The 23,533-nt window shown below is 57.8% G+C and carries 18 protein-coding genes; 7 read left to right on the top strand and 11 right to left on the bottom strand.

Annotated features, from left to right (window positions below; translation table 11 throughout):
• Positions 1-10: 10 nt before the first annotated feature.
• The 4 genes from K1Y02_12865 to K1Y02_12850 form a co-directional block, all read right to left on the bottom strand.
• Positions 11-697: a redox-sensing transcriptional repressor Rex gene (locus K1Y02_12865; GenBank protein MBX7257248.1), complete on the bottom strand. Its 687-nt coding sequence runs from the start codon at positions 695-697 to the stop codon at positions 11-13.
• A 394-nt stretch (positions 698-1,091) separates the two neighbouring features.
• Positions 1,092-2,153: an alpha-L-fucosidase gene (locus K1Y02_12860; protein MBX7257247.1), complete on the bottom strand. Its 1,062-nt coding sequence runs from the start codon at positions 2,151-2,153 to the stop codon at positions 1,092-1,094.
• Between the two features lie 52 nt (positions 2,154-2,205).
• On the bottom strand, positions 2,206-4,206 hold the full coding sequence (locus K1Y02_12855) for a glycoside hydrolase family 127 protein (GenBank protein MBX7257246.1): 2,001 nt from the start codon (positions 4,204-4,206) through the stop codon (positions 2,206-2,208).
• Between the two features lie 49 nt (positions 4,207-4,255).
• On the bottom strand, positions 4,256-5,317 hold the full coding sequence (locus K1Y02_12850) for an alpha-L-fucosidase (protein MBX7257245.1): 1,062 nt from the start codon (positions 5,315-5,317) through the stop codon (positions 4,256-4,258).
• Positions 5,318-5,419: 102 nt separating this feature from the next.
• Between K1Y02_12850 and K1Y02_12845 the strand changes: the two genes are divergently transcribed.
• Complete coding sequence (locus K1Y02_12845) at positions 5,420-6,193, top strand: hypothetical protein (GenBank protein MBX7257244.1); 774 nt, start codon at positions 5,420-5,422, stop codon at positions 6,191-6,193.
• Between the two features lie 213 nt (positions 6,194-6,406).
• Positions 6,407-6,808: a hypothetical protein gene (locus tag K1Y02_12840; GenBank protein MBX7257243.1), complete on the top strand. Its 402-nt coding sequence runs from the start codon at positions 6,407-6,409 to the stop codon at positions 6,806-6,808.
• A gap of 71 nt (positions 6,809-6,879) precedes the next feature.
• On the opposite strand, the gene K1Y02_12835 is transcribed toward K1Y02_12840, so the two are convergent.
• Positions 6,880-7,302: a nuclear transport factor 2 family protein gene (locus K1Y02_12835; protein ID MBX7257242.1), complete on the bottom strand. Its 423-nt coding sequence runs from the start codon at positions 7,300-7,302 to the stop codon at positions 6,880-6,882.
• A gap of 303 nt (positions 7,303-7,605) precedes the next feature.
• On the opposite strand from K1Y02_12835, the gene K1Y02_12830 reads away from it, so the two are divergent.
• Positions 7,606-9,621, top strand: a complete 2,016-nt coding sequence (locus tag K1Y02_12830) for an alkaline phosphatase family protein (GenBank protein ID MBX7257241.1) — start codon at positions 7,606-7,608, stop codon at positions 9,619-9,621.
• A gap of 75 nt (positions 9,622-9,696) precedes the next feature.
• On the opposite strand, the gene K1Y02_12825 is transcribed toward K1Y02_12830, so the two are convergent.
• From K1Y02_12825 to K1Y02_12810, 4 genes are all read right to left on the bottom strand, one after another.
• Complete coding sequence (locus tag K1Y02_12825) at positions 9,697-10,368, bottom strand: hypothetical protein (GenBank protein MBX7257240.1); 672 nt, start codon at positions 10,366-10,368, stop codon at positions 9,697-9,699.
• 1,059 nt (positions 10,369-11,427) lie between these two features.
• Entirely contained in the window at positions 11,428-11,619 is a 192-nt protein-coding gene (locus tag K1Y02_12820) for a DUF4114 domain-containing protein (GenBank protein ID MBX7257239.1), read from the bottom strand.
• 969 nt (positions 11,620-12,588) lie between these two features.
• Positions 12,589-14,022, bottom strand: a complete 1,434-nt coding sequence (locus tag K1Y02_12815) for a sigma-54 dependent transcriptional regulator (protein ID MBX7257238.1) — start codon at positions 14,020-14,022, stop codon at positions 12,589-12,591.
• Complete coding sequence (locus K1Y02_12810; protein ID MBX7257237.1) at positions 14,019-15,674, bottom strand: response regulator; 1,656 nt, start codon at positions 15,672-15,674, stop codon at positions 14,019-14,021. Before K1Y02_12810 ends, K1Y02_12815 begins: the two co-directional genes overlap by 4 nt.
• A 554-nt stretch (positions 15,675-16,228) precedes the next feature.
• Here K1Y02_12810 and K1Y02_12805 point away from each other — a divergent pair.
• From K1Y02_12805 to K1Y02_12790, 4 genes are all read left to right on the top strand, one after another.
• The gene (locus K1Y02_12805) at positions 16,229-16,810 is read left to right on the top strand and encodes a GGDEF domain-containing protein (GenBank protein ID MBX7257236.1); all 582 of its coding nucleotides are present in this window, start codon (positions 16,229-16,231) and stop codon (positions 16,808-16,810) included.
• A gap of 156 nt (positions 16,811-16,966) precedes the next feature.
• Positions 16,967-17,998, top strand: coding sequence for an NAD(P)-dependent alcohol dehydrogenase (locus K1Y02_12800; GenBank protein MBX7257235.1), 1,032 nt, complete (start codon positions 16,967-16,969; stop codon positions 17,996-17,998).
• Positions 17,999-18,058: 60 nt separating this feature from the next.
• Positions 18,059-19,462 carry a neutral/alkaline non-lysosomal ceramidase N-terminal domain-containing protein gene (locus tag K1Y02_12795; protein MBX7257234.1) on the top strand — a complete coding sequence of 468 codons (1,404 nt, stop codon included), beginning with the start codon at positions 18,059-18,061 and terminating at the stop codon, positions 19,460-19,462.
• A 7-nt stretch (positions 19,463-19,469) separates the two neighbouring features.
• Positions 19,470-20,858 (top strand): hypothetical protein, encoded by a 1,389-nt coding sequence (locus tag K1Y02_12790; GenBank protein MBX7257233.1) that lies wholly within the window; start codon positions 19,470-19,472, stop codon positions 20,856-20,858.
• 700 nt (positions 20,859-21,558) lie between these two features.
• Here the strand turns inward: K1Y02_12790 and larE are convergent.
• A complete protein-coding gene (gene larE / locus K1Y02_12785; protein ID MBX7257232.1) occupies positions 21,559-22,383 on the bottom strand; it encodes an ATP-dependent sacrificial sulfur transferase LarE in 825 nt (274 codons plus the stop codon).
• Positions 22,380-23,533, bottom strand: a 1,154-nt coding sequence (locus tag K1Y02_12780) for a MiaB/RimO family radical SAM methylthiotransferase (GenBank protein MBX7257231.1), incomplete at its 5' end; no start/stop codon positions are given. The genes K1Y02_12780 and larE, both read right to left, overlap by 4 nt.

Raw genomic sequence — 23,533 nt, 5'->3', positions numbered from 1 at the left:
GTCATCTCGCTCACTCCCAATTGCTATGAGCCGGGGCCACGCCTAACGCAGCCTTTAGCTTGCTCGAAAGAACCGCAAAACTTGCGAACAGATCCTCGTTCTGCACAATCACACTCTCCGGCAAGGTCAACGAGGCCGGAGTGAAATTCCAAATCGCCTTGACTCCCCCAAATACCAGCAGGTCCGCCGCTTCCTGGGCCGCATCCGCCGGCGTCGTGACGATCCCGATGTGAACGTGCATCCGGGCTGCCAGACTCGGAAGCTTCTCCACCGCCAACACCTCTTTGCCGCAGATGGTCTTCCCAATCTTCTCGGGGTCCTTGTCAAACGCCGCGACAATGTTCAGGCCGTACTGGTTGAAAGACTGGTGGTGAATCAGCGCCGTGCCCAGGCTCCCTGCCCCCACCACGAAAGCGTCCGTAACGTTCTTCCACCCCAGGAAGGCTTCAATGGACTCAATCAGGTCGGTCACCGGGTATCCCACCTTGGGGCGGCCAATGATCCCGGTTGCCGCCAAGTCCTTACGCACCTGCGTCGGGTCAAGTCGCAGCTCGGTTCCGATGCGGCTGCACGAGACCACTTCGCGGCCTCGGCTCGCAAGTCCTTTCAAATAATGATGATAAGCGGGAAGCCGACGAAGGGTCGGTTCCGGAATGTGCTTTACGTCCGGCTGGGGACTAACCTGAACTGTCGTCATCTGGACCTCCTACAACTCCCACTCACTCTATCGAGAAAGTTTTATCGAGAAAAATATATCGAGAAACTTTTCTCGATAAATATACCGCACAATTTCCCCCCTGTCAAGTAGTCATGAAAAGTAGCCCCAGAAAAGAGCTTCAGAAAGATACGATGGCAGGCAGATCTAGATAATAGGGTGACCGTCCCAAAAGCAGAAGCCGCGTACTGCGGCGCAGCCGTCCTCGACCGTGATTCTTAATCCCCCAGACGCACCAGCACCCTATCGACTACGGCACTTCTCACCGTCCACACGGTCCCACCGGCCCCATAGGCCCCATAGGACCTATCAGTCACATAGGATCCCCATCGGCGTTCGTCGCTGGAACGCGAACCATCGTGCCATCGAACGCGCTCTAGATCCCCGCGTTCTTCCTCAACCGCATCAGCGCCTGAACCGTTTCCTCGGGAATCAACCCGTGCTTATCCGGCGGCACATCCAGAAGCAAATTCACGCCGCGCTCCTTGCAGGCTGCGAACTGCTTGGCAAGCTCGTCGTCCGCGCGCGGCTTATCGCCTTCCACCCAGAACCACTCTTTTCCGACGGGATCGCAGACTTCGCCGGGCATGTAGTACTCCTTGCCCTCGATGGTCCGCCACTTCTGATACCCCTTCTCGACAGGCAGACTACGTTCAATCGCGATAATGTCTGACGGCCACGCGTAGTCGACGTTGTAGTCTTCCTGCGTGGAAATTCCGCTGTTCATCATGATGATAGTGTCGGGCTGCAATTCCGCCACGTACTTATACAGAAACGTTCGGTAACCGCGCCCCAACACGCCCGGGATATCGATCCACGTCTCCGCAATAGGTCCGTACTGCGTGAGCAACTCCGTAATCTGCGCCGTCTGAAATGTCTGATACAACGACGTCGTATACGCAGGCAACTCTTTGCCCTTGTCCGACGGCGTCTGGCTGCCAAACCGGTTGTGGTTGTCCCACGAGCAATAGTAGAAGCCCGGCAACACTCCCTTTTCGCGGCAGGCCTCCACAAACTTCCCGACAACATCGGTCTTGTCCGGGCTGTTCACCACGCTGTAATCGGTGTGTTTGGTAGGCCACAAACAATGACCCGCGACGTGCTTCGTCGTAAGTACCGCGTACTTCATGCCCGCATCGCGCGCCACCGATATCCACTGCCCCACATCCAGCTTGTCCGGGGCATACACCTCAAGCGGGTCGTTACCGCTCGGCAACTCAGCCTGCACAAACGTGCTCATGCCATAGTGAATGAACATCCCGTACCCGAGCGCCTCGAATTGCTTCAAGCGCTCTACCGTGTGCCGTTGGCTACCCTTTTTCTCTTCGGCCGCCGCTTGCACGGCTGCCGTCGAACCCATCGTCAAACCCGTGGCGCCAATCGCCCCTGCGGCGGTGGTAGCCAGCATGCCCCTTCGCGTAATCTTCATAGCTCCCATGATCCCCTCCTCACTTGGCGTGATATTGGAAACGCGTCCACGCGAAATACACTCAGTCTTCGGCCACTGGCAACCACACTACCATATCGCCCGCCGTACGGTTGCTGTTTGCATAGAATGGAATTGCCGTAAAGTCCACCGCGTCCCCTTTGAAGGGGGTTGTGCGGTATAACTCAGGAGACTCCCGGTATCGAATGGCCTTTCCGGAGAGCACCGCAACGCCGCCCAACAGGTCCCCCCGATACTCCTGATGCAACTCCCTGCCCGCAGACAACACAAGCTCTTTCACGGGAACCGCGTTATCCGCCGATTCGACGCAATAGACAACCGGCCCGCGCATAATCGCCGCGCGGCCCACGTTGGCCTCCACGCGCGGGTTCGCAAAAACCTGACGCACCGGAAGAGGTACCTCGATGGTGATACGGTCGCCGGTTTGCCACGTACCCCGAATCCGCGCAAATCCATTGTCGATCTTCAGATTGTTGATAGGCCGGTCATTGACGGAACAATGCGTTCCCTCAGACCAACCCGGCACACGGACACGGACTTCGCAATCCACCGGTGCGACCGCGGTAAATTCCAGCGCACTCTTCCCATTCCACGGATATACCGTCCGCTGATGGATGATCAGCGGCATGTCCTGAATGCGCACTTCCACGCGACTGCCTACGAACAGATTTACGTAGACACCGGTATCGTCCGCCGAATAGATGTAGCCAGGCAGGGCGCCCATAAGCTTCAAGAACATCGGCGGACAACAAGGGCACCCGTGCCAGTCCCATCGCTGGCGATTCGTCGCAACAAGGGGATTCTCATAGTAGTAACTGTTTCCCTGCAACGACACGCCGCTAAGCGCGCCGTTGTACAGCACGCGCTCCAATTCATCGACGTACTTCGCCTCGCCATAAAGCCGGTACATGTTCCAGTGAAAGAAACCCGCGCCCACCGCGGCGCACGTTTCAAGATACGCATCATTCGGAAGCACATAATCCGGCCCGAACTTCTCGTCGTTCGCAAATGCGCCCACCCCGCCCGTAATGTGCATCTTGCGCTCAGTCATGTTGTCCCACAGACGTTGCGCAGCCTGGGCATAGTCGTTTCTCCCGGTGGCGCGCGCCGCCGCGCTCAACCCCGCGCACATCAGCGTTGCGCGAACGGCATGGCCCTCAATGGTCTGCTGCTCGAGCACGGGCTTATGGTCTTGCGCGTATGATCCCCACGACGGACGATCGCCGCTGTACTTCGATTCGCGAATGAACTTGCTGCACTCAGCCTCGCTCAAGTGCTCCCAATCCGGTTGACCGCAATGATGGCCCCGCGCTTCCAGCCAGAACTGCGCCAGGCTGAGGTAATCGGACTCGTTCACGGGCACATCGAGCGCATTCTTTAGATCGGGCTTCTCCCGGAAGAGTTGATACAGATCGATTAGCGCCTCTTCGCCAAGCGAATGCGAAGGCACGAGGTTCTTCTTCGGCGGCGGACCCATCGTTCGATACATCAGGTTTGCCATGCGCACCGCACTCCGCAACAAGCGCGTCTTCCCGGTTGCCCGATAATAGTGCGTCGCCGCTTCGACCAACGCGCCCGCGTTGTACAAGTCATGACAGATACGCTCGTATCCCCCGTTGGTCCCCCAACGATGATCCGGCTCCATCAACTGCGTGAACGTGTTGATATATCCCTCGGGGTCCGCATCGGAAGCGGCCGCAATGCGTTCAATATACGCATCGATGCGCGCCAACATAGACGGATCGGGCTGGACCGCCATGAAGTCGCCCGACGCGCGAATCATCTCGTAGACAAGCCCGTCGTACCACGGCGGACCTTGGTGCTCTCCGGTCTGCTTGTCGCGTACGCGATCGAAATTCACGAACGCCCCGGTCTTCTCAAACTTGTCGAAGCAATCGGGAATCGTCACCGTACGCCACGTGTTCAGCTTCGGACCCCAGAAGTCGTCCTCAATCTGAACACGCTCCAGAGCAACGGGCTGGGCAGCCTGCGCCGCGTTAAGCGCGCCATGCGCTACAAGCACGCCAACTACCAGAAGCGACATTCTGCTCCCCCTTCCATCGCGGCCGTCAGACAAACCCCGCGCGCCTTTCTCACGAGATTCCCGCGCTTTTCTGCAATCGCATCAGCGCATCGACATGATACTGTGGGATACGTCCCCGCTTGTCTGGAGGAACATCCAACAACAAGTTGGCGCCCGCTGCGTGGGTGGCGAGCCGCATGGCCGTGAGTGCCTCGTCGGCCTTGGGCATGTCGCCATCGACGAAGAACCAGTGCTCGCCAATCGTATCGCAGACTTCCCCCGGGAGATAGTAGTCATTCCCTTCGATCGCCCACCATTTCTTATGACCCGACTCCGGCGGCAGCCCGCGCTCAATCGACATGATATCCGAAGGCCACGCGTAGTCCACGTCGTAACTGCCGTCGGGTTTTGGATACCCATTGTTCATCATAATGATGGTATCGGGCTGCAAATCCGCAATTCGTTCGTAGAGATACGTTCGAAATCCACGGCCAAGCATGCCGGGAATGTCGATCCAGATTTCCGCGATGGGCCCATATTGCGTGAGCAACTCCGTTACTTGCGACGCCACATACGTTTGATACAACGACGTCGTGTACGCAGGCTCGGGTCCCTTATCCGATCGCGTGCGGCTGCCCATGCGCGTGTGATTGTCTTCCGTGCAGTAGTACAACCCAGGCAGCACGCCGCGCTTAGCGCAAGCCTCCACATACTTCGCGATCACGTCCGTCTTATCGGTGCTGTTCGCCACGCTATAGTCCGTGAACTTCGACGGCCAGAGGCAATGACCCGATACGTGCTTCGCGGTCAACATGGCGTATTTCATGCCCGCATCGCGTGCCACTGAAATCCACTGATCCACGTCGAGTTCCGTCGGCGCGTAGGCTTGCACCGGAAAATCGGTGGTTGGCTGCTCGACTTGCACAAACGTGCTCAACCCGTAGTGGATGAACATCCCATACCCAAGCGCTTCCCACTTCTTCAGCCGCTCGACAGTCAGCCGCTGACTGCCTTCACGGCTTACGCCAGCCGCGTGTTCCTGCGATACCGCCGCGCTCGTTGCCGCAAGCGCTCCAGCAATCCCCGCTGCACTGCCCAACATCGAACGCCGTGAGATCGTTCTATCCCCCATCGCGCCTCTCCTTCTGTCGTATCGCCCGATGAAGTGTGTATCATACCCCAGCTACGGGGCATTACGTCGAACTCCAGTCCACCTCGAAAAGGCAGGATCCGAATGAACAGAGCCGGACAATCACTCAACGCGGTCGCGCTGGATGCAAAAGCAAACCTCGAACGAGTTTTGCAGACCCTTCAAAAAATCGACGCGCACTCCATGGCCGATCATGTTCCATCGCTAGACCTCGAATTGCGTGCGATTTTTGACGCGCTCGACGAGTGTGCACGGTTCTGCGAGGTACACCGACCGCCCGTGCCCTGCGACTACGATCCCGTGCGCATGGTGCGTGACGAAATGGGGCACTTCGTACGCTCTGAAGACTCCCTTGCACCCGACGAACCCGAGCTGTTCTGGGGAGACCCCGAACAGCTACGCCTTTGCCTGTCTCTCATCGTGCGCGCCTTCACGAAGCATAGAATCGCTTTCAGCGTGCGGCTGTACCTGGACGCGTCCGAGCCGCGTATTGAGATTGCCTTCGATCAAGCCATTCCTCTGCCCATCTCGTTTGCATTGGGCGAACGCCTCACGTTGACCGGCGATGAATTCGGGCATTTCTGGACGGCCGCGACGGACGGCGGCGAAGTGCGATTGCGTGAGGATTCATTCGCATTGTTCTTCGTGGGAGACCGCACGCGCGCAACCCTCCAAGTCATTCCCGAATCGGTTCGATCGGACCTCGCCCGTGCCGCCCAACGGTTGAGCGCGTGGAAAGGCGCCATCGGACAATACGAGGAAGGACTGGTGTCGCCCGCTGACGCGCGCCGCTTGTATGAGCGCAATACGACCGATGCGCTCGACCTTTTGAACACCGCGCTCGCCGCGCTACAGTAGGCTCATAGGCCGCTCGATCGTTCAAAATTCGAAGGTCTCCTACTTGAACGCACCCCTCCGATCTTGTATGCTTAATGACAAATACGAGCAAGCTGCGGTGTGTCTCCACAACGGGGTATTGCGGACGAAGAACAGGCTGAACTCGTCCCCAAGGAGACATACAAAGCTCGGTAGCATCAACGCAGTTTTGTTGCCTTAAGGAGCTGCGAGTTCATGGTCGGCGAAGAGATGGCGGTCCTGCATTTCGATCGAGTGGTCAACTACGCGATACGCGTGGCAGACCGGTACCAGCGCAATGTTACGTTGGTGATGCTGAGCGCCGGACAAGACGGCGCAAGGGCGCGCAAACTGCTGGCGCAATGCGCCCGCAGTTGCGACGAAGTCATGGAGTTTCACGCCTGCGCGGCGGTTCTGATGGGGGAAACGGACGAAGAAGGCGCTCTGCACGCGACGGAACGCTACAAGCGCGTGCACGGCAGCAAAGAAGACATGCGCTTTGGGATGGCCAGTTTTCCCAAAGACGGCCAAAGCGCAACTTCCGTTTTTCGTACCGCATTCAAACGGATGAACAAAGCTTGCGAAGCCGGACCCGGCACGGTCGTCTACAGCGACTGATACCCGCATCACAAAAGAATTGCCGCTGACAGGGGCTCCCCGCAGCGGCAAGTGCAAAACGTTGACCTAGACTAGTACGCGTCGACGCCCACGATCTTCCAGGCATCTCCTTCTTTGGCCCACGCCATAGAGAGCGTCATCGAACCGGCCGCGCTCGAAATATAGACCGGACCCGTGGTCGCTTTTCCGCTTTCAATGGTCGTCTCTACGCTGTCCATATCGACCTTCACTTCATCCAGATACCCTTGCGAAATCGCGTCGGCCACGAATGACTTCATCTCAGCCTTGCCGCGTCCCTCGCCATCCTTGTACGTCTCCGAGTACAGCCCCATGAGCTGATCGAGATTCTTGGCGGCAAGGGCGGACTTCCACGTGCCCAAAGCGCCTTTGATCAAATCTTCATCGCTGGGCCCTTTGCCCATGCTGGCGCATCCCGCAGCCAGCGCTACTGCCAACACACACACTGCCGCCGTCCATGCAATCCTGGTTTTCACGTTCGAACCCTTTCCTCGTTTCCCGTCTCCGGCAAGAAGCTGACAATCCCGCTTCCATTCGCGGTCAAGCGATGATAGTTGGGATATCGCCCAACGTCAAGAGACCGATGGGCTCTATGTCATCGTGAACCGTCGCCACAATACCGAATACGCGTGGCGACTGCGAAGTCCACCTCATCCACCGCGTCCACTCACAAACCGTCCTCCCTTCCTTGAGAGAGGTTGCTTCAGACGCTATAGTGAGACGGTGCTGTGAGCAATCCCAAAACCAACTCATCGCGAGTATGAAGGAACAACCGACCTATGAATTGTCTCCGTTCCGACGTGTCGCTATTCGCTGCGGCAAACGCGCTTGCTGTCTTCTCGTTCGCCTGCGCCGGCCTCCTATCGGCAAACGCCGCTCAAGAGGCGCCGGTTGCTAAGACATCTGCTGCGGGCAGGGTCGTCATCTTGGGATTCGACGGAGTAGACCCCGACGTTGCCAAGACCATGCTGGACAAAGGCGAACTTCCCAATCTGGACAAGTTGCGTAAACAAGGCACGTTCGCGCCGCTGAAATCCGCTAACCCGCCGCAGTCTCCCACCGCGTGGAGTTCCTTCACCACCTGCAAACGGCCGGGCAACCACGGTGTCTACGATTTCGTGCGCAGGACTCCCCGCGAATACCGCCCCGGAGTCGGCTTCGGCAGCGCATTGCATGCAACCTTGAATCCCGACGGTTCGGTGGCGCAACGCGCACGGTTTGAGAGCGTGCGGAAAGGCGATTCGTTCTGGAGCGTGGCGGACAAGCAAGGCGTACCATGCAAAATTCTGCTCGTGCCCTTCGCCTATCCCGCCGACGACCTCACCCAGGGATGCATGCTCTGCGGACTAGGCGTACCGGACATTCGCGGTGTAACAAGCACCTTCTTCTCCTTCTCCGAAGACTACAAGACTCAGGAAAACGTTTCGGGCGGCATCTTGTTCCCCTTGACCTTCGAGAACAACACCGCAAAAGTCATGATCCCCGGAGCGCGCAATCCGCAAGTGAAGCTCTCCAATGCTCCAGGCGCGTTCGTCGAAGCGCCCGTGGAATTCACGGCCGATCGCGACGCCCGCAAGGTCACAATGACCGTTCCGGGCGGAATCGTCACGCTGGCCGAAGGTGAGTGGTCAAAATGGTTCGAGTGGTCGTTTCAAGTCACGCCCCAATTCACCGTGAAGGCCATTAGCCGTTTCCACGTCGTGGAAGCCGGTAAACTTGTCCGCGTATACATGACTTGTCTGCAATTCCATCCCAAAGAGCCCTACATGCGTCTCAGTTCACCCGAGGCCTACTCCGGCGAGCTTGCAGACCGGTACGGGTTGTACAAAACCATCGGCTGGGAGTATGACACTCACGCGCTGCGTCAGGATGCCCTGCTCGAAGATGCCTTCCTGGAAGACGTCAAGCGCACCTCGGATTGGCAGGAGCATCTGTGCCTCGATGAAATCGACCGAGGCAACTTCCGCCTCCTCATCTCCGCATGGACCGCGCAAGACCGTGTATCTCACATGTTCTGGAGGTTCCGCGATCCCAAACACCCGTTGTACACCGAAGAAGGCGCCAAGAAATACGGCCGCGCCGTCGAGGATACGTATCTGCGAATGGACGAGACCGTCGGCAAGGTCATGGCCAAGCTACAGCCGGATGACGTGCTGATGGTCATGTCGGATCACGGATTCAAGAGTTTCCGGATGGGTTTCAACGTCAACACATGGCTTATTCGCAACGGGTATCTGGCGGTCAAGGGGAAATCCGACCGCGCTGCGGCCTTCAACGATCAAGAATTTCTGCAAGGCTACGATTGGAGCCAGACCAAAGCCTATAGCCTTGGATTGGGAAGCATCTATCTGAACCTGAAGGGACGCGAAGGTCAAGGCACAGTCGATCCATCGCAAGCGGATGCCGTTATCGCGGAACTGCGCTCGAAACTGCTCGAAGTCACCGACCCGGCAACGGGAGACAAGGTGTTTCGCGCGGTGTATACAAGAGAAGAATATCCCGGCGTCGCCCACGCCGACGCGCCCGACCTGCAATTGGGTTATGCCGACGGGTATCAGTCTTCGAAGGCCACCGCCAAAGGCAGCGCCCCCAAAGACCTGTTCGAACCCAACACGGACAAGTGGAGCGGTGAGCACGCCGCATCCGACGTCGCCTTCACGCCAGGAATCCTGTTCTCCAACAAACCCATCGCTTCGAGCGAGCCCGCCATCATCGACATTGGCGTCACTGCGCTCGAGTATCTTGGCGTGCCGGCCCCCGCGGACTTCGAAGGCAAGTCTCTGTTCAAGAAGTAGCTCATCCTACTTAAACGGAACATCCCGCAGGCGCCCCTGCGGGATGTTCGTTTACGGACAGCTTTGAGCTGAGAACTAGTTCGTCTTGGCTTCGCCGGGCTTGTCGAGCATCGAAAGGTACTTCGTCGGTTCCTTGTCGAATTGCTTGATGCACCCTTCGCAGCAGAATCGAATCAAGTGGTTTGCCGCAACGTGCTCAACACCCTTGCCTTCGATCGCTTTGCCCGACACGGGACACGTCTTCAGCGCATACGAAGCGCCCTGCTTCTCCTTGACGGCGTTGTCGAGCTTCTCGAAGAACTTTGCGGGCTCTTTCTTGACCGCGTCTTCGCAATCCTTGCAGCAAAGCAGGAACAAGCGATTCCCGAACACGAAAGTCGTGGGGCTTGCTCCCAACTTGTCGCCGGACACCACACACGTGTCAAGCGGATAAGAGGCCTTCTGCTGCTCAACGATCTTCTCGTCAATCTTCTTGAACATCGCTTCAGGGTCTTTTTCCAACTTGCTCACGCACCCTTTGCAACAGAATCGGACTTCTCGTCCCTCATATACCTTGATTACCGGGTCGCCCATCCCGCCAAGCTTCTCTCCCGAGACGGGACAGGTATCCAGCGGATACGGGTCGCCCACGACAGTTTGACTTCCGGCTGCCGGCTTGTCTTCGGCGGACGCTTTCTGCACACCGGTCGCAATCCCGAACATGGAGACCCCCGCAAGAATCGCGCTCATTCCTATACGAAATCGCATATATCAGTCTCCTTCTTGAGATACCGTGGTCCATTCTTGAGACGCCGTTGCGTCTCTCTTCACAGCAGAGAGCAAACCATATGCCAGTGCATGAGAAGGGGATGCGGCGTGTAAGTCAAAGTGTATCAATGGTGTCTCTATGAGTGCGGCGCTTGCATACTCAGCTTCAGATCATCGCGCTCGTCAGAATCTGGTGAGCAGCAGACTGCGTTGAAGTTGATGGCGCGTCTCGCAAACGCGCGATGGCGAGAAAGGTCCGTGTGTATTCGAGAGAAAACCGGACTGAACCGTGAAACCGGCGCATTGGGCGAGAACCATTGCGCGCAAATGGAAACGCACGGCCGTTTCCCTAAAAAAAGTGATGGCGGGCCAAACGACCCGCCACACAATTACTTTCGATACGGTCCAGACCCGGCTCTTTCGGGCGTTCTTCGATTACTCGTCAAGCGCCGTCCTCACTTCCGCGTGTCAACAACGGACTCACGGCCAAAACCGCTTCGTGTGTTCCAATCTCTGGTCTACGCATACGGCACCCGCCAAGGGTCACGCTGCTAGCAGACACGAATACCAAATACACACTCACCGGTTAACCGTGACCGGGAACACGAAAAAGCCGTACAACTACTTTGGTCTGAGGACTTAGAACGGATACGTACCGGAGTAAAGAATGTTCCATACGAACCAAAGCGGCCACCAGAAAAGCAGAATAAGCATGGTGTGAAACCTCCTTTCACGATCCTCAGTTGAATCTGCCCCCCTTCGAAGGGCATGGCGAAGTATAGCACATCACGTGACGTGAAGCAACGCATTTGCCAGGATGTACAGTTTCCACCCTAAGCATGCCTATCCGTGAATAGATCTCTGTATGACATCTGCAATAAGGTAAGAATTATGGGGAAGCTATGCCCAGCGACACGAGAACCTACGAGCAACTCGCCTACCCGCTCGGTGCCAGTAAGCAGAAACCGGCGGCAAAAAAAACGAGCGCGGCAGGCTCTTTTGGAAACCTGCCGCGCTCTTTGAAATCGATAGGTCTGACAGAGACCTACTGCGAAAGCTTTACGCAGCCTTGAAGTAGCGCCGCGCGACCAAACCGGCCAATCCAAGCCCAAGGAGGCCGATGGAGGCAGGCTCGGGAACCACGGTGCGATTCAAGGTAATCTGGATCAGCAAGTCCTGATAGTCCTGGTCGCCCAGATCCTGATCCCCAGACAGGTACTCGTAGGGAAGATCTTCGAACGCCAGCAACAAGACATTGGGATCCGGGGTCGTCAACAGAAGCACGTGAACTTCACTGTTGGGATTTAAACCGCTCTCCGAGTACCACGTGAAGATGTCGGACAAACCGGAAGGTGTTCCGTTGTTTGGCGGCTCGTTCGGAAGACGCACCTGCTGGTAGAACGCAAGATCGGTCAACCCAAGCGCGGAAATCGTGTTCGTGATGTTTTGATCGCGCAAATCGCCTTGGCCCATCATGTCGATAGGAACGGGATTCGGATCGTAGTTGAGGAACGGCCCAAGCACGTCCGTCATCGTACCCGTATTGCCAGCGGTGTAGACGCCGAAATCGGATTCCATGTACGCCTGACGCCAAACTGCCTGGAAAGTGATGGACTCCACATCCGGATCGATGGAAATCGATTCTGTCGGCAATTGCAGAGGCACCAAATCCGAACTCTGAGTAAGAGCTGTTCCGTAAAGCTGATTGTAGATCTGGTATAACCAGACGTTTGCACCTTCAGAGCCATTCGGCTGTTGAGGAACAATCGCGGCAAACGCGCCGCTCGACACTGTCAATGTCACTGCCAGCAGCAGCCCCAGACGATAACGTTTCATTGTCTTCTCTCTCCCTTTCGCAGTTGTCAGACTGCGTTGCCTTCACAATTGGACGACCTGCGGACGCCTTCTGACGACAATTTACATTCGATTTCTTGCGCCATTACGTTTGCAGGACCTCTAGATCTCGATTCGAGGTGAACCTGCTTCACAGCCCTCTTACTTCACACGCGTATTTAAAGCACATGGCGTGCCAATCGAAAAACACAATGCTATCACCAGTTATTCCAAGAACTTGCAGGCAACCTGAAATTGCAACTTACCCATCGTTCACACGTTGATGTTTGTCAAATCTGACCACTACCTCTTCTGAATAGACACACTATTGATCGCAGCTCCGACCAACAATTAACAGGCCCGGTTCGGCAGCGTGGACACCCTCAATCAGGATACGGTATCCAGGCCGTACTGTTCGATCCGGCGGCGCAAGGTCTGATAACTGATTCCGAGGGATTCCGCAGCCTTTCTACGGTTCCATTGAAACCGCTCAAGCACCTTCAGAATCTGTTCCGCCGTGATTTCTTCCGCGGGCGGCTTCGCAGCCTGTGCCGATACGCCGCCGGGAACGCCCTGACCCAAAGAAAACGCCGTCGACTGAGCAGCGGAGGGCTGCTGACGCCGGACATCCGTCAAAGGAGATTTCCCCAATGCCAGCCAGCGCTTGATGGTACTCTCCAACTCTCGAATATTGCCGGGCCACAGATGCTCGGTCAATATATTGAGGTCGTCCGCGGTAATCTCGATCGGGTTGTCCGCGCGGAATCGTCCATGCTTCTGGACAAAATGGCGCACCAGAAGCGGCACGTCTTCTTTTCGCTCATGGAGGGGTGGCACCCAGATGCAGACCTCGTTAAGCCGGAAATAGAGGTCGGCCCGGAAGGAACTGTCCTTGGTCTTGCGCTCCAGATCGGCGTTGGTCGCTGCGATGATCTGCACGTCCACATTGATCTGTTTGCGGCCACCCAGCTTCGTGAACTCCTTGTGCTCAATTACTTGAAGCAGCTTGGCCTGAAGACTGGGATGCATGTCACCGATTTCGTCCAGGAAAATGATGCCGCGGTTTGCCAGTTCGAAGCGGCCGGGCTTCGAAGTCACCGCGCCGGTAAACGCGCCCTTCTCATACCCAAACAGTTCGCTTTCCAGCAGCTGTTCGGGAAGCGCCGTACAATTGACCTTCACGAATGGCTTGTCGCTGCGCCGCGAAAGCCGGTGAATTTCGCGCGCAACAAGGTCCTTCCCCGTGCCGCTCTCGCCGCGGATTAGACAATTGAGATCGGACAGCGCAACGCGCTTGATGATCGCCCTGAGTTCCTGCGTCGCGGGGCTGATGCCTATGAGCGCGGAAGCGTCGCCGTCCTGGCGCGCGGGAGCCGGTGCGCGCTGCACCAAGGTCGAATTCGAGTTGGCGCTCAGCGCGCGCGACAACGACATCCGAATTTCGGCAAGCGTGAACGGCTTCGGCAAGAAGTCTGCCGCGCCGCGCCGCATGCACTCGATAACGAGCTGGGGAGACGATTCGACCGAAACGCAAATGATGCGTGGCAATACCTCCGCGTCCAGAAGCAAGGGCAGCGCGTCTTGCGTAAGACCGGCTTCAGGCAATAACTCATAAATGACGGCCGCGATGGTCCGCTCGCGAAGAAATCCAACCGCCTCGGCGACAGTCGCGGCCGTAACGACTTCATAGCCGGAGTTGGCGAGCCCTTTGGCAAGCGACCAGCGGACGCCAGGATCCGTATCAAGAACAAGCACCGTATTCGGAGATTCGGCGGTTGCCGCCTCGGGTGTGTCCTGGACAGTGAACCGCGAATCGCTCATCGCACGGCTCCCGACTTCGCGGTCATGGACGCCGTCGCGTTTCTCGGCAGAAGGATACGGATTTTTGCCGCATTGGTCGCCGTGTACTCGTGAGTCAATGTACCTCCGCAACTATGCACGGAACGCTCTGCGAGTTGCAGACTTGGGTTCATGGCATCGGTATCGAAGTCCCCCCGTGCGCTCGGCGTCATGAGCGACGCATCGCGAGGGCCACGATTCACCTCGAACGCAATGTGGTCGTCATCGGGGTCGTATAAGCGAAGGGCAAGCACCCCGCCGACTTCAATGGACCGCAGTGACTCAAGAATAAGATCCAGAATGGTCCGGGCAAGCGTAGTCCCATTCAAGAGGACGCACTCGCAGTCTTGAATCAAGTCCTTCTCGACGGTGACTCCACGACTCTGAATGGCCACCGAGAGCATGTCCAGCGCTTGATTCACGTACTCATCCAGACGAACGGTCTCGATAGCGTTTTCGCGCAACATCGAGAGTTTCCGAAACTCCTGCGTCTGCCTTCGAAGCCGCTCAACGTTCTCGGCGACAATCTGCATGCCTTGCTTTGCATCGGGATTGGACAGCGTCTCGTTCACGAAGTCGGCCGCCATCTGAATGGCCGTCAACGGCTGAATGAAATTGCGAGCCAACTCAACACCAATATTGCCGAGGCTGGCATGGTGCGCGATGTGGAACAAGAGCTGGCCTCGCTCCCATTCGAACGAAAGGAAATAGCTGCTCGTGTCGAGAAAACCCAGCAGGGCGTCGTCGGGCACATAGTCAGCCGAAAGAAAGAACGCGACCGTGCACGTACCTCGATTCCAGAATGATTGCGTGTACACATAGGATGTGATGGAGTCACGGTCAAAAACCGTGTTGCGGGTCAACCACTCCTGAATAAACAAATCCGGTTCTGCAGACGCCAGCATGCTGTCGAATCCGCTCACCTGAAATGCGCCGTCACACGTGTGAAACTCAGGCTCCGCGTCATCGGACACCTTCACCAGCGCCACCATCCGGCGCCGCGCGGCGTCGCACAGCGCGATTCCGCGAATCGGCGCGTGCAAGAGTAGCTCTTCATAAATCTGGCGGAACATCCTCTCGTCGGCATAGTACTCCGCCGACATCCTCGCAAGCCGCAGCAAAGTCCGCAGATGTTCGTTGCTGCGCTCGCAAGCATGCGTGTACTGACGGAGGTCGGCCGTTGCTTCGTCCACGCGCGCCTGAAGCTGTTCCTTCTCTTCCACGAGCAACTGAAACAGTTCCGTCCGCTCCCGCGCAACTTCATGATGCGACATCGCGCGGACAATGGCCGTCCGAAGTGTCATTAAATCGACCGGTTTCCTCAGATAGTCGAATGCACCGGCGCGCATCGCCGTAATGATGGTTTCCGCCGTCGTGTCGCCCGTCAGGATTACGGGCACGATATTGGGATCCTCCCGGCTGAAATCGCCCAGAAGTGACAGACCGGATCCGTCGGGAAGGCCCAAATCAATCAACGCGCAAGCGTACCGATCCTTCTCGAAGAGTCCAAGACCCTCGGCACACGTAGAAGCCTCGTCGTACTCAAATCCTTCTTCCTTGAGGATTCTGCCGATTAGACTTCGCTGAGCTGGCTCATCTTCGACGATTAAGATCCGTGGCCGGGGTTTATCCATGTGGCAACGCCTGGTCAGTCCCGATTTCTCACGAACACACAACAGACCCTCTCGCTACCCCTGCGCAAACGAGACCTGGCGCGAAAACAGAGGCACTTCTCCATGAACAGGGTGTGTTCGCGAGAAGTCCTCATAGCACAACCTCACCGTCTTGCACGTGAGCTTTTTGTACCGGCGCTCGGTTGCGCCGGCGCAAATCGCGAGTTGGGGGAACAAACCTTCAGACTCGAACGGCGAACCGAGCATATCGCCTACGCAGGTACTGTGCTCGTGCACATGCAATTATTGGTCAAGGAACGGAACACATCATACTACTAATCATTTGACGGAATGTCAATCAAAGTCCATTATCCGCCGATTGCACGGTTCGCACTAACGCAAAAAGTTGTCACATATGAATACCATCTTGACACAAATCTAGACCAACTCAGAACCCGCATCAAATTCGAAAAATCCGTAAACCCTTTCGCCACAACGCCGCAATTCGGACTCACCCCACAAGTTCCTTATGGCATACCACTTGCTTTACCCAAACTTGTGGAGGAACGTCTTATATGGACGATATTCAGATTCTCAAATCGGCAATCGATGACTTACAGAAGCGATTGCACGAAGAGACTCAAATGCGCAGCGAATTGGAGCGGCGGTGCCATCTCCTTGAAAAGCTTGCTTACCGTGATCCGTCTACCGGCTTGCGGACGGAACACTATCTTCACGCACGCGTAAAAGAAGAAATAGAGCGCTCGATCCGCTATCCGTCGTCGACGACCCTGATCACGGTGTGTGCGCCCAAGGACCGTGAGGAAATGCTGCCCAAGCTGGGCCAACGGCTCGCGGACGAACTCAGGAGTTCGGACCAAGTCTTCACGCTGAGCAAGAGTGGCCTCGCTATTCTCCTGATCGAAACGCCGGAAGAAGGCGCAAAGCGGGTCGTAGAGCGCGTCGGAGCGGAATTGGCCCAGTTCCTGCGCGGCTTCGGGATGACGGTGACAAGTTTCCCGGTAGACGCGAATCTGGCGGAAGACTTCATGAATCTCGCCATCGAACGTCACAACGAGATCCTGCGCGAAGTGCAGCCGGAAGCCACCGCTCATATTAACGGCATGAACGGAGCGCACGCGCAAAGCGTTCACTAGGTATTGCCAAAGCAATCTCCGCGCACGGTTACCCTCCGTGCGCTTTTTTCGTGCCTAACCGCGGGTTGTCATCTCTGCGTGGGCGGTGGTAGTGTATCGCCCTGATTGGACAACACCCGGCCGCTTCGTGACACCGATTCTCGAGGATTCCCCTCCATGAAAGCTGTGAAATGGTTCGCCCCGCGCGACATGCGCCTCGTCGATGTTCCCAAGCCTTGCCCCCTCCCCCACGAAGCCCTGATTCGAATCGAATCGACGGGCGTGTGCGGGTCCGATATGCATTACTATGTGGACGGACACATCGGCAAGACCGTCATCACTGAACCCATCATCCTGGGCCATGAGTACGCGGGGATCGTCGAAGACGTCGGCAAAGACGCCGACCGCTCCCTCATCGGAAAACGCGTGGCGGTGGAGCCGGGGATTCCGTGCGGCCATTGCGAATTGTGCCTTAAAGGGCGCTACAACGTGTGTCCCAAGTTGCAGTTTCCCGGAGGTCCGCCAAACGACGGCGCCCTGTGCGAATACATCTGCGTTCATGCCGGATTCTGTTTTCCTGTACCCGAGTGCATCTCCGCCGCCGAGGCCGCCATGATCGAACCCCTGGCCGTGGCGTTGCACACCATCGAGCTGGGCAGGCTCGTGCCGGGCGAAACCGTGGCAATCCTCGGGTTGGGACCGATTGGTCTTCTGACTGCCCAAGTCGCGCGGTTGGCGGGAGCGGGCCGAATAATCGGCTGCGATCCACTGGAGTATCGCGTCAACGTCGCGGCGCAACACGGCGTGGACTTCGCATTCAATCCCGAAAAACAGGACACCTTGGAGACCATCCTCCAGGAAACCAAAGGGCGCGGCGTCGATCTCGCGTTGGACTGCGCGCGTTCGACGGAAACGGCGGGGCTTACCTGCCGTTTGGCGCGGCCAGCAGGACGCTGCGTGCTGACGGGCATCTCGGGAGCGGAGAACGCAACGTTTCCCGTAGACATCGCGCGCCGTAAAGAACTGACTCTCACCTGGTGCCGCCGGTTCCTGTTCAACTTCCCGACGGCTATCGATTTGGTGGCAACGAATCGGCTCGATGTAAAGTCATTGATAACCCATTCATTTCCGCTGGAAGAGTCGCTCGCCGCATTCGAAATCGTGGCTAACAGCGAAGACGGCGTCCTAAAAGCGTCCGTCGACCAATAGCGCGGAGCCGCTTATAATGGCTTTCCACACTGCGCCGCAGGCTCGAGGAGAAATATCGCGATGTTGAAGAAAATCCTGAAAGGCACGGGGATCGCCGTTCTGGTCTTGGTGATCCTGATTCTGCTTTTCGTCGGCCCTTGGCCCACGTACGGTCCAAGCGACGTGAAAAAGGAGCGCTACTTCCAGAAGGTTGTCGCAGACATCGACAACAATCTCAAGGAATCGGAACTCACCGCCACGCCGGATCGCCTGCGCGCCGGCTGGGGCAAGGCGTCTATTACGCCGCCGCTCGGCACGCCGCTGGCCGGATTCGACAAACGCAAAGGCAAACCGAGCACGGGCGTGCACGACGAACTGTATGCGAAAGCGCTTGCGCTAAGCGATGGCCGCGACACCGTCGTGCTGGTCGGCTCGGACATGCTCATCGTGCCGAACAACGTCGCCGAAAAGGCGCGCGAACTGGTCCAAGCGCAGACACAACTGACCGCGAACGATATCTTCTTCAATTCGTCACACACCCATTCGGGACCGGGCGCCTGGGGTCCGGGGTATATGGCCAAGGCATTCTCGGGCACGTATGACCCGGCCATCGTGGAATTCCTCGCGAAACAGTTCTCTGCCGCGATTATCGACGCATACAACGACCTGAAACTGGCCGACCTCGCGTCGGGGTCGGTCGACGCGCCAGAGTACATCCTCAACCGCACGCGCGACGCGGGCGTGGACAGCGAGTTGAGTTACTTGATCGCGCGAAAGAAGGACGGCCAATCGTGCTACCTCGTTTCGTTCTCCGCCCACCCCACATTATTGGGCGGCGACAACATGGAATTCAGCGGCGACTACCCCGGATACCTTCAGCGTTTGCTTGAGGTCAAAACGGGGCAATTCGGCATGTATCTCGGCGGCGCGCTGGGAAGCATGGGGAGCAAGATCGACGGCCCGGATGGATTTACCCGCGCGCTCAACATGGGGGAATCGCTCGCAAAGCTCGTTCTCGAAGATGCGGAGAAGGCCACGTTTTCGGACCAGCTTGACGTCGCATCGGTGGGGTTTGCGTTCCGATCCCCTTCGCTCCAATTCCGCCTCAACCGCAATTGGCGCCTCTCCCCCAATTTCCTCCCGTTGCTCGGAGTCGATTCCCTGGGATGGATTCAGGGCGTGCGCGTCGGCAACCTGCTCTTCTACGGAACCCCGTGCGACATGAGCGGCGAAATCAGCGCCGAGATGAAGAAGTGGGCAGACCAGCGCGGCGTGGACTTGTGGGTCTGTAGCTTCTGCGGCGACTACCTCGGCTACGTCTCGCCGCAGAAATACTACGACCAGGAAAAAGACGAAGCCGGCGAATACGAGATGTACATCATGTCATGGATGGGGCCCAACCAAGAGCCCTTCTTCACGAACATCATGCAACACATGATCGATACGATGTTTGCAGCACCGGCCCCCGCTGTAGCGAAGCGATAACGCCCGTATGGAAGTGCCGGAGCAGTCGATTCCCGAGCCTGTCGAAGAGACTCGCGTGCCGCCGCGGAGTCAATCGCTGTCGTATGCAGCGGTAATTCTTGTGCTGGCTGGAGTCTTGGTCATGCTGTGCCTCGGCGTCGTGGAGTCAAACGAGCAGAAGACCCAGGTTTGGCGAAACGCGGTCGTCGTCGCCGAAGGAAAACCCTTCTGGGACGGCGTCATTCCCGCACGGTTCAGGATGATTCGCGAAGAAGACGGTCCGTTCTACCCGCTCGTTCAGGAGATTCTCAAACAGCCCAACGGCGCGGAGATCCTCAAAGACTGGCGTTTCGACATGCGCGAATACGTCGTCGCCGTGAGCATGCCCGACTCCGAATGGGCACCGCTCGTGGAATCGGGCCGCGTGCCCGAGCCCGGAAAACCCGAAGTCCTCGCCGGCCCCATGTGCCGCTTCGACCGTTTCACGCTCGACGGGGTCGAATTCAAAGTCGTGGGCAAACTCCAGCGCGGAACGGCGGGCTTGTCGTTCGCCTACCTCTTGCCGGACAGTGGCGATGTGATGCGACTCTTCGAAGACAGCCGAGGCGCGACCCACGGCTGGATTGATAAAGATGCCTCGAACCGCGAATGGACCGACGCGCAACAATCCGACGAAAGCACACGCGTCCTGCTGGCATCGACTCCCGCGCAACCCATGATCGCGCGCGGCGTGTTTGTGGGCCTGCTTTTTGTCATTCTCGGCGGCGCGATTCTTCAGGTACGACTGTTGCAAGCGTTCTGCCGGCGAACCCGGATCTTCGCGACCCTCATCGACTCCACGCACACCCACGCGCGGCTGTTTCGCGCCGTGCACATCTGCTGCTACGGCGCCCTGTTGTTACTCATGATGATCGGCTTCGCCTTCCCGCTCGTGCACCGTCTCGCGCTGCTCATGGTGAACGACCTGTTCACGCGTGGAGATCTGGCCTACATCGGCAACGCCTACATGTCGCAGAACATTCTTCACGCGACCGTGGCCACGTTTATCAACAACTACATCGTGCAGACCCTATCGATAACCATGATACCGTCCCTGCTCGTGCCCATATGGGGACTGCTCAAGACGATGCTCAACCTGGCCATCGCGGGATTCGTGCTGGCGCCGGTATACACCGACATCGCGCTGCGGTTTGCGTTTCACTCCATCACCGTGTCGCTCGAAGTCGAAGCCTACGTCATCGCCGCATACGCAACCCTGCTGTACGGGGTTCACCTCTATCGAGGGCTGACAAAAGGCTCATTCACCCAAGGCGCAATCCTCGCCTCGAAGATCATGCTCGAAGCCGTTGCCCTCACGGGGATACTCCTCTTCATCGCCGCCGGCTACGAAGCCGTCACGCTCATCCTGATGAGCTAAAGCAAGAACACGCCAGCCGAGGGCGGCTGCCCCACATGAACCACGTTCGCGTTTTGTGGCACAGCCGCCCCCGGCTGCGGCCATTCCACCAGGCCACTTCCTCGCTCAAAACGTGTGCAGGAAGAGGAGATACGGGATGATGGAGATTATGGAGACTTAAACCTCGCAGAGAAGAGTCTCCCATTCCCTTGATCTCCTGAATCTCCAGCGACGAAAATTGACAGACCCCCGCCAACAAGCACCCCGCTCCCTGCGCCTCCGCGCCTCTGCGCGAAAGATCTTTCTTCCCCGTGTTGTGGCAGAGTCTCCTAATCCGCCGTGGCGGACCACACCGCCGAGCGCCCGACGCTGAATTCAATCGTGCATTGAATGTGTTGCAGGCATCTTGCCTGCATCTTTGGGATGTACCAAAGCCTTTGAAAGAGACAGGCAAGATGCCTGCCACACATTGGTGGCGCGTCTGACCGGACTCCACTTCGCGCTTCCTTGCGCGTTCTCCCAGTGCAACGAACTCGCGCAAATAGTGGGATCACCGCAGACTACCCGTAACGCGCAGCCTGAGTTAAACGGTCACAACACGGACGAGCCATTTGTCCTTGATGTCATCCTGAATCCGCCCCAGGCGGACGAAGGATCTGGCATCAAACCGTGCGCCCGGTAGCGCCGCGCTCGGCGAGCGCGGCGTGCACCTAAGCGCGGGCTACGCCGTACTTCCCGTGCGGTATCCGGCAAGGTCGACGGCGACGTGTTTGTACCCTGCCGCGCGGACGGCGCGCACGACCTGTTCGCGCGTCGCGGGTTCAAGCAATCGAGCAATATCGCCGGGGTCGACTTCGATGCGGCAAAGATCGCCGTGGTGCCGCGCGCGGTATTGACGAAATCCGAGGCGCTTGAGGGCCTCTTCGGCGGCTTCAATTTTGCGCAATTCTTCCACCGACACCCGCGTGCCCACAGGAAACCGTGACGACAGGCACGCAAACGTGGCCTTTTCGGCGGTAGGCAGGTTGCGGCGCGCGCTCAACACGCGAATCTCGGCCTTGCCAAGTTGCGCTTCGAGCAGCGGTGCAACAACGCCGTTTTCGCGCGCGGCAATCGCGCCCTTGCGCGTCGTGTCGACAAGGTCGTCGGTGATCTCGCCGTAAGCGATGCGGGCAATGCCTTCGCGTTTCACGACATCGCCCATCTTGCCGAACAACTCCGTGCGGCAGTGGTAGCAGCGCGTGCCGTCATTCTTGAGGTAGTCATCGTTCTCGAATTCGTTCGTGAACAACACGCGGAAGTTCCAACCGCGTTGCGCGGCCAGTTCCGCGGCTTCGGCCACTTCAGATCGCGGCACGCTGGGCGAATCGCCCAGCAGAATATGCGCGTTACCGCCAAGGACTTCGTGCGCCACGTCGGCAAGGTACGTCGAATCGACGCCGCCAGAATAGGCGACGGCAAGCGAGCCGTATCCCGCGATGATTTCTTTCAATCGCGACTCTTTCGCGAGGGCCGTTTCGGAGGCAGAGGAAGTTGTTTCGTTCATCGTTCTTCGCAGCTTATGCCTTGGGCGACGGCGGATTCAGATTCATCAACCAACGATCCAAATACAAAGTCGCCGCAAATGCGTTCGAGTTTCACCGCGCGCACCTCGTTCTCCAGCCTACTAGATGAACGAACGGCGACCCGGATGTAATTCCCAGTATACCCTGACCAGCAGCCGTCTTCTTCGCTTTCGAACAGAACTTCCATAACGCGTCCGAGGCGCGCTTGATGGAACGCGCGGCGCTTTTGCGCGCTGACGCGACGCGCTTTGGCGCTGCGGAGGCTGGCCGTCGCCGGATCGACCTTGCCCTCGTAGCGTGACGCGGGCGTACCCTTGCGCTCGGAGTACTTGAAGACGTGGGCGTAGCACAACGGTGAATTCGCGAGCAGGTCCAGCGTGTCGTCGAAATCGGCGTCGGTCTCGCCGGGCGAACCTACGAGCACATCCGTGCCGATGCAAAGATCGTCCACAATTGCGTGCGCCTGTTCGATAAACGCGATGAACTCTTCGCGGGAGTACTTGCGTTTCATCAGTTGAAGAACGCGATTCGAGCCCGATTGCAGCGGGATATGTAGATACGGCACAAGCGCGTGGCCCGGGTCGTTCATGAACTCGAAGAGTTCCTCGGCAATCGTGGTCGGTTCGATACTGCTGATGCGGATACGCTCCAGGCCGTCGACTGCATTCAGGCGTTGCACAACGTCGACGAGGGTACGTCCTTCGTATTGGTACGTGCCCACGTTCACTCCGGTAAGGATGACCTCTTTCGCGCCGCGCGATACCAATTGCTGCGCCTCTACTACGAGGTTGTCGAGTTCACGGCTGCGGGCCCGTCCGCGCGCAAAGGGAATGATGCAGAAACTGCACATGAAGTTGCAGCCGTCCTGCACTTTGAGATTGGCGCGACGCGTGAGCGGACCGTCGCCGACGGTATCGATGGTGAAGTCGTCGCGCTCGATGCGGTCGCGCACGACGAGCGCGTGCTCGTTTTTGCCCGCCGCGACGTAGTCAAGCACGTTCAGCTTTTCTTGATTGCCGACGATGAGATCGACGCCCTCGATTTCGGACAACGTCTGGTGGCCCATCTGCGAATAACATCCGATGACCGCCGTGTAGGCATGGGGATTCTTGCGAATGAAGGAACGAACCA

The sequence above is a fragment of the Candidatus Hydrogenedentota bacterium genome (genome assembly GCA_019695095.1).
Lineage (GTDB): Bacteria > Hydrogenedentota > Hydrogenedentia > Hydrogenedentales > SLHB01 > JAIBAQ01.
Note: the sequence above shows the minus strand (reverse complement) of the source record. Positions and strands in the feature narration are given on the sequence as shown.

Excerpts from the sequence above, each read along its gene's own strand:
- K1Y02_12865 (MBX7257248.1), bottom strand. The coding sequence starts at position 697 with ATGACGACAGTTCAGGTTAGTCCCCAGCCGGACGTAAAGCACATTCCG.
- K1Y02_12860 (MBX7257247.1), bottom strand. The coding sequence starts at position 2,153 with ATGGGAGCTATGAAGATTACGCGAAGGGGCATGCTGGCTACCACCGCC.
- K1Y02_12855 (MBX7257246.1), bottom strand. The coding sequence starts at position 4,206 with ATGTCGCTTCTGGTAGTTGGCGTGCTTGTAGCGCATGGCGCGCTTAAC.
- K1Y02_12850 (MBX7257245.1), bottom strand. The coding sequence starts at position 5,317 with ATGGGGGATAGAACGATCTCACGGCGTTCGATGTTGGGCAGTGCAGCG.
- K1Y02_12845 (MBX7257244.1), top strand. The coding sequence starts at position 5,420 with ATGAACAGAGCCGGACAATCACTCAACGCGGTCGCGCTGGATGCAAAA.
- K1Y02_12840 (MBX7257243.1), top strand. The coding sequence starts at position 6,407 with ATGGTCGGCGAAGAGATGGCGGTCCTGCATTTCGATCGAGTGGTCAAC.
- K1Y02_12830 (MBX7257241.1), top strand. The coding sequence starts at position 7,606 with ATGAATTGTCTCCGTTCCGACGTGTCGCTATTCGCTGCGGCAAACGCG.
- K1Y02_12825 (MBX7257240.1), bottom strand. The coding sequence starts at position 10,368 with ATGCGATTTCGTATAGGAATGAGCGCGATTCTTGCGGGGGTCTCCATG.
- K1Y02_12815 (MBX7257238.1), bottom strand. The coding sequence starts at position 14,022 with ATGAGCGATTCGCGGTTCACTGTCCAGGACACACCCGAGGCGGCAACC.
- K1Y02_12810 (MBX7257237.1), bottom strand. The coding sequence starts at position 15,674 with ATGGATAAACCCCGGCCACGGATCTTAATCGTCGAAGATGAGCCAGCT.
- K1Y02_12805 (MBX7257236.1), top strand. The coding sequence starts at position 16,229 with ATGGACGATATTCAGATTCTCAAATCGGCAATCGATGACTTACAGAAG.
- K1Y02_12800 (MBX7257235.1), top strand. The coding sequence starts at position 16,967 with ATGAAAGCTGTGAAATGGTTCGCCCCGCGCGACATGCGCCTCGTCGAT.
- K1Y02_12795 (MBX7257234.1), top strand. The coding sequence starts at position 18,059 with ATGTTGAAGAAAATCCTGAAAGGCACGGGGATCGCCGTTCTGGTCTTG.
- K1Y02_12790 (MBX7257233.1), top strand. The coding sequence starts at position 19,470 with ATGGAAGTGCCGGAGCAGTCGATTCCCGAGCCTGTCGAAGAGACTCGC.
- larE (MBX7257232.1), bottom strand. The coding sequence starts at position 22,383 with ATGAACGAAACAACTTCCTCTGCCTCCGAAACGGCCCTCGCGAAAGAG.